Source organism: Cellvibrio sp. QJXJ, from assembly GCF_024452345.1.
GTDB lineage: Bacteria > Pseudomonadota > Gammaproteobacteria > Pseudomonadales > Cellvibrionaceae > Cellvibrio.
Map to the genome: position 1 here is coordinate 4,559,320 of NZ_CP101662.1, position 11,479 is coordinate 4,570,798.

12 protein-coding genes are annotated in these 11,479 nt (G+C 49.6%); 7 read left to right on the plus strand and 5 right to left on the minus strand.

Annotated elements, in window-relative coordinates:
• Nucleotides 1-14 precede the first annotated feature (14 nt).
• From NNX04_RS19745 to hrpB, 3 genes are read left to right on the plus strand one after another with little or no spacing between them, the layout of a single operon-like run.
• Nucleotides 15-734 (plus strand): DUF6445 family protein, encoded by a 720-nt coding sequence (locus NNX04_RS19745; RefSeq protein WP_261946925.1) that lies wholly within the window; start codon nucleotides 15-17, stop codon nucleotides 732-734.
• 35 nt (nucleotides 735-769) lie between these two features.
• Nucleotides 770-1,507, plus strand: coding sequence for a DUF6445 family protein (locus tag NNX04_RS19750; RefSeq protein WP_261946926.1), 738 nt, complete (start codon nucleotides 770-772; stop codon nucleotides 1,505-1,507).
• 3 nt (nucleotides 1,508-1,510) lie between these two features.
• On the plus strand, nucleotides 1,511-3,958 hold the full coding sequence (hrpB, locus tag NNX04_RS19755) for an ATP-dependent helicase HrpB (protein WP_261946927.1): 2,448 nt from the start codon (nucleotides 1,511-1,513) through the stop codon (nucleotides 3,956-3,958).
• A 24-nt stretch (nucleotides 3,959-3,982) separates the two neighbouring features.
• Here the strand turns inward: hrpB and NNX04_RS19760 are convergent, their stop codons facing one another.
• From NNX04_RS19760 to NNX04_RS19770, 3 genes are all read right to left on the minus strand, one after another.
• Nucleotides 3,983-4,831 carry a protocatechuate dioxygenase gene (locus tag NNX04_RS19760; protein ID WP_261946928.1) on the minus strand — a complete coding sequence of 283 codons (849 nt, stop codon included), beginning with the start codon at nucleotides 4,829-4,831 and terminating at the stop codon, nucleotides 3,983-3,985.
• A gap of 286 nt (nucleotides 4,832-5,117) precedes the next feature.
• Nucleotides 5,118-5,780: a response regulator gene (locus tag NNX04_RS19765; RefSeq protein WP_007644237.1), complete on the minus strand. Its 663-nt coding sequence runs from the start codon at nucleotides 5,778-5,780 to the stop codon at nucleotides 5,118-5,120.
• Entirely contained in the window at nucleotides 5,777-7,321 is a 1,545-nt protein-coding gene (locus NNX04_RS19770) for an ATP-binding protein (protein WP_261946929.1), read from the minus strand. Before NNX04_RS19770 ends, NNX04_RS19765 begins: the two co-directional genes overlap by 4 nt.
• A 213-nt stretch (nucleotides 7,322-7,534) precedes the next feature.
• Between NNX04_RS19770 and grxD the strand changes: the two genes are divergently transcribed.
• Nucleotides 7,535-7,852, plus strand: a complete 318-nt coding sequence (gene grxD, locus NNX04_RS19775; RefSeq protein WP_040392827.1) for a Grx4 family monothiol glutaredoxin — start codon at nucleotides 7,535-7,537, stop codon at nucleotides 7,850-7,852.
• 73 nt (nucleotides 7,853-7,925) lie between these two features.
• Here grxD and NNX04_RS19780 read toward each other — a convergent pair whose 3' ends face one another.
• Complete coding sequence (locus tag NNX04_RS19780; RefSeq protein ID WP_261946930.1) at nucleotides 7,926-8,225, minus strand: hypothetical protein; 300 nt, start codon at nucleotides 8,223-8,225, stop codon at nucleotides 7,926-7,928.
• A 250-nt stretch (nucleotides 8,226-8,475) separates the two neighbouring features.
• On the opposite strand from NNX04_RS19780, the gene corA reads away from it, so the two are divergent.
• A complete protein-coding gene (gene corA, locus NNX04_RS19785) occupies nucleotides 8,476-9,432 on the plus strand; it encodes a magnesium/cobalt transporter CorA (RefSeq protein WP_040392824.1) in 957 nt (318 codons plus the stop codon).
• Between the two features lie 90 nt (nucleotides 9,433-9,522).
• On the opposite strand, the gene NNX04_RS19790 is transcribed toward corA, so the two are convergent.
• The gene (locus NNX04_RS19790) at nucleotides 9,523-9,840 is read right to left on the minus strand and encodes a hypothetical protein (RefSeq protein ID WP_007644229.1); all 318 of its coding nucleotides are present in this window, start codon (nucleotides 9,838-9,840) and stop codon (nucleotides 9,523-9,525) included.
• A gap of 230 nt (nucleotides 9,841-10,070) precedes the next feature.
• On the opposite strand from NNX04_RS19790, the gene queE reads away from it, so the two are divergent.
• Both queE and queC read left to right on the plus strand, forming a co-directional pair.
• Nucleotides 10,071-10,739, plus strand: a complete 669-nt coding sequence (gene queE, locus NNX04_RS19795; protein ID WP_151059379.1) for a 7-carboxy-7-deazaguanine synthase QueE — start codon at nucleotides 10,071-10,073, stop codon at nucleotides 10,737-10,739.
• A gap of 57 nt (nucleotides 10,740-10,796) precedes the next feature.
• Nucleotides 10,797-11,471 carry a 7-cyano-7-deazaguanine synthase QueC gene (gene queC / locus NNX04_RS19800; RefSeq protein WP_151056650.1) on the plus strand — a complete coding sequence of 225 codons (675 nt, stop codon included), beginning with the start codon at nucleotides 10,797-10,799 and terminating at the stop codon, nucleotides 11,469-11,471.
• Nucleotides 11,472-11,479 lie beyond the last annotated feature (8 nt).

Below are 11,479 nucleotides of genomic sequence, written 5' to 3' on the forward strand. Positions count from 1 at the left end.
TAATAGAGAGCAGCATGCAACAGCAGAGTTCACGGCCATTGGTTCCATTGCATAGCGATTTTAAGTATCGGGTTGATTACGTTGGCCTTGAACGTCAACCGGTATTGGTCATTGATAATTTTTTGGTTCATGCTGAAACCCTGGTTGAATTTGCGCAGCAGCAAGGGCAATTTAATAATGCCGATGCTCATTACCCCGGTGTTCGTCTGCCTGCTCCGGAACTTTATTTGTATTCCTTTCAACGGCACCTGCATCGATTAGTGAGTGACACTTTTGGAATGCGTGACGAGTGGGTTACTGGCGTAAAAGCAGATTTTTCCATGGTCGTCACACCGCCTGCCGAGTTGCGCCCGGCGCAGTGTTTACCGCACTTTGATTCAACCAATGGCCGTGAATTGGCGGCAGTACATTATTTGTGTGACAGTAAACAGGGCGGCACTTCGCTCTATCGTCATCGCTCAACAAATTATGAAACTATCGATGCTGAGCGCAAGCCAATCTATCGCAGCAGTTTGCAACAAGAACTGCCGGATCATTTGGTGCCGCGTAGGTACATGAATGGTAGCGATAATTTTTTTGAACAAATTGCCAGTTACGAAGCACGTTTCAATCGCCTTATTATCTATCGCTGCAATAATTTGCACTCCGGCAATATCGCGCCGGATTTTAATTTTGACCCCAGTCCGCGCACTGGCCGGTTAACATTAAATACTTTTATCTATGCGCGCGCGTAAACTGAGTCAAATTGGTTTTGGTAGATGGGGGCTTTGTGATTAATCCACTAAACGATACCGCGACCGAAAGGTTGCCCCAGCTGCATAAACACCAGCAGTTTAGTTTTCGCGTTGACTATATCGGCGATGAACGTCAGCCGGTATTAGTGGTAGATAATTTTCTCGCCAATGCTGAACAGCTTATTGATTACTGCGCGCAGCACAGTAAGTTTAATACTGCAGATTTATCTTACCCCGGTCTGCGCATGCCTGCGCCCAGCACTTATCTGCGCGCTATGTTGCGCGATTTAGGTGAAATTATTTATTCAACCTTTGCTATAAAATCCACCATGATTCAGGGTTTGCGCAGCGATTATTCAATGGTGGTGACACCTCCGGCACAATTGCGCCCGCCACAATGTGTACCCCATGTGGATTCGACTGGTTTAAATAATCTCGCCTGCGTGCATTATTTGTGTGATGAAACCATGGGCGGTACTTCTCTTTATCGTCACCGTACAACCGGTTATCAAACAATCAGTGACGCGCGTAAGCAACTTTATTTGGTGGAACTGACGGCGCAATTGCAGCAGCGCGAATTACCCAAAGCTTATATCAATGGTTCAACCGATCTATTCGAACAGCTTGCCAGTTATGACGCCGGTTTTAATCGCCTGGTTATGTATCGCAGTAATCACTTACATTCCGGCAATATCGCACCGACATTTAAGTTTGATCCCAATCCGCGCACCGGCAGGCTTACGCTAAATACCTTTGTGCATTGTCAGGAGTAATGCGTGAGCATTGAGTTAAATCCGCAGGCGAAAAACGCTGCCATTCATCTGCCTGAATTACCCTTAAGCGCACTGCGCAGTGAATTTGTCGCTGCACTTGCACACACTCCTTTGTTATTGGAAGCGGAGCCGGGCGCGGGGAAATCCACCCTCGCACCGCTGTGGGTTTTGCAACAAGCACCCGCAGGGCAACAAGTGTGGTTGGTGCAGCCGCGCGTATTAGCCGCACAAGCGCTTGCCCAACGGCTCGCCCAGCTATTGGGTGAAACCCCGGGGCAACAAGTGGGTTATCAAGTGCCCTACGATTCGCGCATGAGTGCGGATACCCGTTTAGTATTAATGACCCCCGGTATTTTACTGCAGCATTTGCTGCAAAACCCCACGCTCGATAATGTTGCCTGTGTGATGTTGGACGAGATTCATGAGCGCAGTGTCAATCAGGATATGGCGTGGGCGTTTTTGCAAGAAGTGCAAATTCTGCGTGAGGATTTGCAGCTTGTGCTAATGAGTGCAACACCTGATCCCGCGTTGCAACAACAAATTCCCCAACGAATTTTTGCGCCGGGTCGCTGCTTTCCCGTCACTGTGCAGCATCAACCAGCCAAACAAAATGCGCGTGGTTATCCGGAAAAAGTGGATGAACAATTACTGCGTGCCTTGCAGTCTTATCCTGCATGGCAAGCCAGCTGTTGTCTGGTGTTTTTACCGGGTTGGCGTGAAATAGAAGATTGCGCGCAATTGCTCGCCAGCTATTTTCCCGCACATAAAGTCTGTCGCTTACACAGCCGCGTTAACGCTTCCGAGCAATTAATGGCGCTCGACCCAGCGCAGGGGCCGCGTATTATTTTAGCGACCAATATTGCTGAAACTTCATTGACGATTGCCGATGTCACACTGGTGATTGATTCTGGCTTGGCGCGCCGCGCCGATTACGAACAGCGCACTGGCGTTACTCGCTTACGCACCACACGCATCAGCATGGCCAGCGCCGAACAGCGGCGCGGTCGTGCGGGGCGCGTGCAAGCCGGCCACTGTATTCGTCTCTGGTCGCAAGACCAGCCGCTCGCCGCTGCGGATTTACCGGAAATTCGCGCGACGGATTACCTTCCGCTGATGTTGCGCATCGCCCACTGGGGCAGCCCCGCCCAATCCTTACCTTGGCTTGAAGCACCGAATGCGCTGGCATTAGCTTTTGCGCAGCAACAATTGCAAAAAATGCAGCTGCTGGATGAACAGGGCGCAATTACCCCTACGGGTGAAAAAGTCAGCGCACTGGGTACTCACCCGCGCATTGCCGCGTTTTTGTTGCTGCATAAAAATGTGATCGCCACTTCATCTCTATTGCTCGCTTTGGCGTTACATTTTGAATTGGCGGGCGATCAGGATTTGGAGCAGTGGCTTGCGGATGCAGCGCAAGAATTAAAACGCAATCACCACTGGCAGCGACAACAAAAACGCTGGCTTTCGGTATTGGCGCTGCAGGAAGAAAATGCCGCAATCGATTCGTTATTGATTGCGCGGGCGTTCAGTGATCGTATCGGTTTTAAACAGGAGTCTGGCCGCTACCGTTTAAATTCGGGCATGAGTGTGGAGCCACAGGGAAAATTGGAATCCAATTGGGCGGTGTTTTTACTCATCAATACCAAGCCCAAAAGTCACTCGGGTATTGGTCTCGCCTTATCACTTGCGCAGGCGCAACAGCGCGAGTTAAGTCAGTTGAACCAAAGCATGGTTTTCAAACAGCAGCGCTGGCAAGAGCACAGCTGTTGGACCATGGGCGGTGTGGTTATCGACGAGCAGTTTCAACCCATTGACTCTACAGAGTTGAGCGCAAAATTGGTGGCTCATGTTCAACAGCTTGCGCGCGAAAAAAGTTTAGCGCAACTATCATGGAGTGACAGCGCACGCGCTTTACTCGAACGTGCACGATTATTAAATACACATCAGTTGTTGGATTGTCTCGCACTGGATGATGCGTCACTTATCGAGAAGATGCCGCAGTGGCTATCACCCTTTTTGAATGAAAGCACACAACTGGAACGCTTGCCGCTGCGTGAAGCGTTGGAATTTTATTTGGGATATGAACAGTGCCAAAAAATTGCGCAGCTGTTGCCCGATAAAATTACTTTACCTAGTGGGCGCAGTGTAACTATTGAGTTTACCAGTGAAGGCAGCGCGCAAATCTCGGCCAAGTTGCAGGAGTTTTTTGGCTGCGAACAGTTGCAACTGAGTAATGGCAAAATCCCGCTAAAAATCCATTTGCTTTCACCCAATGGCAGCCCGCTCGCCATTACCACTAATTTGCAAACCTTTTGGCAGCAGGCCTACCCCGAGGTACGCAAAGAAATGCGCGGCCGCTACCCACGCCACCCCTGGCCGGAAAATCCGCTGGAACACGAGGCGACTGCACTAACCAAGCGAAAATTAGCGCAGCAGCAAGTGCCGCAATAAATTTACCGGGCTGGATGGGTTTCGCTACACCGAGATACCCACTTCCAGCTCCGCAACATAGCCCTCTTCTACACTTCCTGTCACCGTTGCTAATTGATATTCCACTCCATCGCTAAATACATTGTCTGCGGCAAAACTGGTTACGGAAGTATTTTGCCCCTTGGTATAAAGCGAAGAATTATAAACAGCAGTTGTTACCGCAGCGGGAAATGCCATTTGTGAAATGGCGGTGGACTGCGCAGTGCTGCTGTAGGTAGTTAGGAAAATCTGAAAGTGAATATGGGTGATTCGCCCGGCGTACCAACCAGGGTAAATGGTAGTGAAATGGGTCACGCCGCTTGTGTCGGTGTACTGAATACCGCGGCAATAGGTTTGCCCCGCTTGCCCAGCATTGTTGTTGGTGGAATACCCTGAGTACAATCCGTCTTTATCACAGTGCCAGATATACACATACGCCGAAACCGGGCTGCAATTGTTATTGACGTTCACCAGTTTTAATTTCACCTGTAAGGGCACACCGGTTTTATCCTCTGCGATATTTTCACGCAGTACCAGTGAATTATTTAGTAGGGTTGATAATGGAAAGGGACCAATGGTCTCGGTGGGAATTAATGTACAACTGCCCGAGCTGCTACTGGTTGCGGCGTTGGTGCTTGTTGAGCTAATACTGGCGGTGGATGCAGTAGAGCTACTGCTGGTGCTGCTATTACTTGAGCCTCCACCACAACTGATTAAACCGGTGGCGCCCATAAGGCTAAATAGTCCAAGTGTACCAAGCGTTTTACGACGGTCGCTATCGACTGTACTTTTCGCTGTATTTGCATTGCTATTTGTATTTCCGTTTCTGTCCTGCTGGTTCGGCTGCTGATGCATAATTATTTTCCTGTGCTGATAAGTAGTGGCTGTTGTTAGTAGTAGCGCTTAATGGCGCAACTATTATTGACAACAACTATGACCAGATTCCGAAAAGCTTGTTATGGGCAGATTGTGAAAGCAATTTGCATAATTTGTGCAAACTTTATGACTGTGCAAAAACTATGGAACTTGATGGAGCGCGGGAAAAAGAGCAAGAAAAGTCAGTTTTTTGCGCAGTTTCTTACCTGGGTTCTTGCGAATGAGGGGGGGCGCCGTCCTTGGCGCTGGTGTATCGTCAACTGTATCAGGGCAGTTGCAGGCGATAGCCAACACCGTAAACTGAATGAATTAAATCGTCACTGCAAATGGGCAGTAGTTTTTTACGCAATTTGGTGATGTGGGAATCCATGGTTCTATCGCTCACAATGCGGTGATCGGTGTAGGCATTTTTGAGCAAAACATCACGCGAAATAACACGCTGCTTGTTAAGCAGTAATGTTTCCAGAATGCGAAATTCAATGCTGGTTAGTTCAACGCATTGATCGCCCACACAGGCGTACTGGCGCTCTTTATCCAAACGAAAGCCGGTGTCTTGTTGCTCGTCGGTTTTATTGCTGCGGCGCAATACGGCTTTTACGCGCGCAATTACTTCGCGTGGGCTAAAGGGTTTGCAAATGTAATCATCGGCGCCCAATTCCAAACCGAGCAAACGGTCTATTTCTTCCACTTTTGCGGTAGTCATAATAATGGGTACTTGCGAAGTTTTACGCACCTCTTGGCAAATACTTAAACCATCGCGGTTGGGGAGCATTAAATCCAGTAATACCAAATCCCATTTTTCATTGAGTATTTTTTGCAGCGCCACCTCGCCATCACTGACCAAGGTGGCGGTAAAGTTTTCGCTGACTAAATAATCTTGCAGTATTTCACCCAGATCAATTTCATCTTCAACAATTAATATATTCATGCGGATTCCTGCAGTGGTAAATAAACAGTTACTTTCAGGCCGCCCAACTCGCTGTTGGCAATTTCAATGCGGCCTTCGTGGGCTTCACAAATGTTGCGACAAATACTCAGGCCTAAACCCGCGCCCCCGGTTTCACGGCTGCGTGATGATTCGGCGCGATAGAGCCGCTCAAATAATTTTTCATGCAACGCCGGGTCTACACCCGGTGCTGAATCTTCAATCATAAATACTGCATAAGCTTTATTATTTTTTACCGCAGTATCGAGTTGTACGCGAATAGTGCCGGGGCTTTGCGTGTAATTGATACTGTTGTTAAACAGATTTAGAAACAGCTGATGTAAACGTTCGGGATCGGCAAAGGCAAGTAGGGGAATTTTGGTCGTTTTTAATTCCAGCGAAAGCCCTTGTTGTGTGGCTTTATCCTGCAGGGAAACCCTGATTTCTGCGATAATTTCCACCAAATCGCACTCGCGTTTGCGATAACTCATGGCGCCTATATCGGTGAGCGAGAGTTGATACAAATCATTTACCAGATTGGCAAGGCGCTCGGCATGTTTTTGCAGGCGGCTAATCGCTTTTGCATCAAACTTGCGCACGCCGTCTTCCAGTGCTTCCAAGTCTGCTTTGAGCACCGCGAGCGGAGTACGCAATTCGTGAGAAATATCCGCAACCCAGCGTTTGCGTGCCTGTTCACTTTGCGCCAAGGTGTGGGCTAAGTGATTGAGGTGTTCGGCCAGGGTAGAAATTTCATCCTGCCCTTTGCTTTGCAAACGCTGGGTGTAATCGCCACTGCTTAAACGCTGCACGTGGGTCGCTAGTTTTTTTACCCGCTGGGTTAACAAATAGGACAGCGGAATAGCGCAGAAAAGTGCAATGGCCAGTGCAACCAGCGCAGTTATTAAAAAATGCTGTTGCTGGCGTTTGGCGAATTCATTATCGCGCAAGTCGCGCAATGCCGGATTCATTGGCGTACCGAGATAGCCTACAACTTTTTTTTCGCCGTCGATGGTAAGTATCAAGTCGTTAAAAAAATAAGTTTCATTGCGCCACTTTTTACCACTGAGTAAATTTTTGTCGGCATCCAACAAAATAAAACGCTTGAAGGGTTGATGACGCAAAAAATCATCGGGACGCACGGGGCGGTCGCGATCATCACGACGATTTTCCTGGGTGTTGCGACGCAACAGAAAAGATTGCAGTGCGTCGGTATTATCGTCCGGTGCGAAGGAGGGATTTATCTCCGGCGGTAGTGGCAGCGGAATAGGGCGCTCATTGCGCTGCCGCCAATTAGTGGAATATTGCCAGACAAACATCTGCCAAAAGTGACGATTATTTTTGAAGCTCTCCCAGTTGCCATAAAGCACATAGTGATGCTCCAGTGCATTGATTAACTTGGCGTTGCGCGCCGCCTCTTTTTGCTCCATGTAATTATTGAAGCTGTGTTCAAAACTCAAGCGTGAGTAAAGGTAAAGCCCGCCGGTTAACAGCAGCGCAAACAGCGCAAAGGCGGCAAATAATTGGACACGTAAATTAAACTTCACAGCAAAGAATACCTTCAATAGACGGGAGAGACAGCGAACAGACTTATCACAGAATAAGCAAAAACCGCGATTTGGCAATCGCCCACGATTGGCCTGCAGCGGTCGGCTAGGGTAAAATGGCAATACTTGAGCAAAATACTCGGATATACCGACCTTGCCCAGTTGCCCCCTCATTCCCAGAAGACATCCCTAAAGATCATCGAGGTAGTTAAGATGGACGTGTTAGATACAATCAAGCAGCAAATTAGTGACAATGCTGTGATCCTTTACATGAAGGGTTCACCCAGCGCGCCGCAGTGCGGCTTTTCTATGCGTGCGTCACAAGCACTCATGGCCTGCGGCCAGCGGTTCGCTTATGTGGACATTTTGACCAATCCGGATATTCGCTCTGAATTGCCAAAATTTGCTAACTGGCCAACCTTCCCGCAACTGTGGGTTAAGGGTGAGTTGATCGGTGGTTGCGACATCATCACCGAGATGCACGAGAAGGGTGAATTAAAGCCTTTGATCGATGCGGCGGTTGCCGCTTAATTAGTTAAGTGGGGATACCCTTGGCCCGGCGACGCACTGCCGGGCTTTGTATTTTGCACCCATTTGCGGTGCGTTATTGCAGGGCAAAATAGACCAGTGCTACTGCGCCTATCAAACTCAGCCCACACATAATCAACCCTGTCATGCGTTGCCGTGCACGGCGTTGATCATCATTATCGTCGCGCAGTTGATGGGCGCGCCAGGCAATGTCTTTGGACTTGAGCAGCTTGTCGCGTATCTGGTTCAGTGCCGCCATCTCATCCACCAATTGTTGATCTGGTGTCTGTTGATGTTGTTTTTCCAGTTGTTTTAATTGGTGATCCAGCTGCACGAGTTTGGCATCCAGGGCGGCGGATATCTGGCGAATTTGCATAATCAAAGCTCAAAATAGTGGCTGCTCAACCTTAGCAGAATTGCATCGGCTTTGCTGTTAGCGCAAGGCTGTCATCCGGTAAATCGGCTGGTCCCTGAAAAACCTTCAAAAAAATAATCGCATAGGGCGAAAACCTAATAAAATACTTTAACTGTATTGGCGCTGTGCTATAAAGCCGCCCTAAAACCGCTCGCCCGACTATGACGTAGGGGAGATACCTTAGACCTTGAGCTGCAGGAGATGAACAACGATGTTAAGAATGTTTAAAGTTCAAGGTAATACCCTGCGAGAGGATAAGGAGTCGGATGAAAGCCCGCGCTTGGCATTGAATAATGCGCTCTGGATTGATGCCCACGAACCCTCCGACGAAGAGCGCGATGAACTGAACGGCTTCTTACGTGCCGAACTACCTGAGTCAGATGATGTTGAAGAGATTGAGTTCTCGGCGCGCTACTTTCAGGACAGCGTAGGTATTCACGTGCACTCCCTGTTCCTTGCTCCCGGTGAATCTGGCCGTCACAGCACTGCTACGGTTGCATTTATTCTGCAAGAGAAACGTTTGATCAGTGTGCGCGATGGCGACCTGGCGGATTTCCGTCTGTTGCGTATGCGCGCCCGCGCCGGTCAGGTGCAAGTGGCGTCCCCCCAGGATTTGCTGGTGACCATGTTTGAGCAGAAAGTGGAAAACCTCGCTGATGCCCTGGAGGATATCCATCGCAAACTCGAAGATGTGAGCCATATGGTGCTGGAGGATGAGGACGCCGAGCTGGAAGATGCCATCGATAAACTGGCAAAACTGGAAGACAGCAACGGTAAGATTCGTCTGTGTTTGATGGATACCCAGCGCTCCATTTCTTTTTTGCAGCGCCATTTGCGCGAGTCGTTTGAGTTGCAGGAAACGGCGCGGGAGATTAAACGCGATGTGGATACCCTGATGTCGCACACCGCGTTTTTGTTCGACAAGATTAACTTCCTGATGGACTCCACCCAGGGTTTTATCAATATTGAACAAAACCAGATTATTAAAATTTTCTCCATTGCCGCCATGGTGTTCCTGCCGCCTACCGTGGTAGCCAGCGCTTATGGGATGAACTTTGAGTACATTCCCCATACTGACTGGAAATACGGTTTTGTAGTCGCAGTAGTATTGATGTTGCTTTCGGCGGTCTTGCCCTATTGGTATTTCAAGCGCAAAGATTGGCTCTGATATGCCCCATGGTTACCAATAAAAACGCCACAGTGAGTGATCGCTGTGGCGTTTTTTTTGCGCTATTAGCGCTTAAATTGTTGCGGATGCTTACTCCTCGACCCACTCCCAGCGCAGGGGTTGACCAAAATCGTCGAGAATCACTTTTTTGCGTGGGCGCATTTTTTTTGTTTTTTGTGCCAGTTGCGGTTTTTTGCGCGCCTCGATGGCTGCAACTACTTCCGGCAGTGGTGTGCGATCCTCTTGGCCGCTGCCATCAAAGATACTGATCAATGGTCCATTGGCATCGGCGCGGCCACTTAAACCGCGCGGCACTTCATTGACCTGACCGCCATGGGTCAGAAATTCCTGGATTTGCGCTTCCAGTTCCTGATGCAATTGGCGACGAGTTTTGGTTGGTTTGATCATTGAATTCAGAATATTTCAGTTAATAAACGCGATGGGCGGAAAAAACGGCATCTGCCAGCATAACAGCGCGCCTGACATCAGGGCAAACCTTGCGATGGACTGATCCTCGCATCAGTGGCGACCTTTGGGGTAAACTGCGCGCCACATTTACTCGCTGAGCCGCCTGGCTGCACTATCCAACCGGTTCGGGCGCTCTAGTTCATCCCGCCAGCACGCCAGCGTGCAGTCACATGACCCAAACCAGCACCATGACCCAAGCCAGTTTAAAAATTACCGAGATTTTCTATTCGCTGCAGGGCGAATCCAACACTGTGGGTTTGCCCACGGTGTTTGTGCGCCTGACCGGCTGCCCGCTGCGCTGCGGTTATTGCGATTCTGAATACGCATTTTATGGTGGCGAGCGATTATCCCTTGATGAAATTCTTGCCAAGGTTGCCAGTTTTAATCCCCGTTACATTTGTGTCACCGGCGGTGAACCGCTCGCCCAGCGTGAATGTTTGACCCTTTTAGGTGCATTGTGTGATGCAGGATACAGCGTATCCCTCGAAACCAGCGGCGCCTTGCCGGTGGATGATGTGGACCCGCGGGTGGTGAAAGTCATGGATTTAAAAACCCCCGGTTCCGGTGAGGTAGGGCGCAACCGCTGGGAAAATATCCCACTTCTGAGTGGGCAGGATCAGGTTAAATTCGTGATTTGCAGCCGGGAAGACTACGAATGGGCTCGTTTCAAGGTTGATGAACACCAGCTGGTTGGCCGTGTTGCTGAGGTGTTGTTCTCCCCCAGTTTTGGTCAAGTAACACCGCTTTCACTTGCGGAGTGGATTCTGGCCGATAATTTGCCTGTGCGTTTCCAACTGCAATTGCACAAGCTGTTGTGGAACGACGTGCCAGGTCACTGATTCCTACAAAGTTTCTCAGGCCTGGCTAATCCTTTATTTGTTTTGGTTGATCGAGTTATGTCGCAAAAAAAAGCAGTAGTTCTTGTCTCCGGTGGCTTGGATTCCACTACCGTGCTCGCCATTGCCCGAAGTGAGGGTTATGCCTGTTATTCCATGAGTTTTGATTATGGCCAGCGCCATCGCTCCGAGCTGTTAGCTGCCGAGCGCACCGCCAAGGCGCTGGGCGCAGTTGAACACAAGGTGATTAAGCTGGATTTACGTGCCATTGGCGGCTCTGCGCTGACTGATGACACTATCGCCGTACCGGAAGAGGAGACCGGCGGTATTCCGGTGACTTATGTACCGGCGCGCAATACAGTGTTTTTATCTATTGCGCTGGGCTGGGCGGAAGTGCTGGGTTGCGATGATATTTTTATCGGCGTGAATGCGGTGGATTTTTCCGGCTACCCGGATTGCCGCCCTGAATACATCGCCGCTTATGAAGTGATGGCTAACCTTGCCACTCGCGCGGGCGCTGAGGGCAATAAACTACATATTCGCACACCACTTATTCATCTGAGTAAGGGGGACATCATCAAGCAAGGTGTAGCGCTGGGTGTGGATTACGGCCTGACGGTATCCTGTTATCAAGCCAATGATGAAGGCGAGGCTTGCGGCAAGTGCGATAGTTGTCGCCTGCGCAAGCAGGGCTTTGTGCAGGCCGGTATTGCTGATCCCACTCGCTATCAATAATGCCGCGC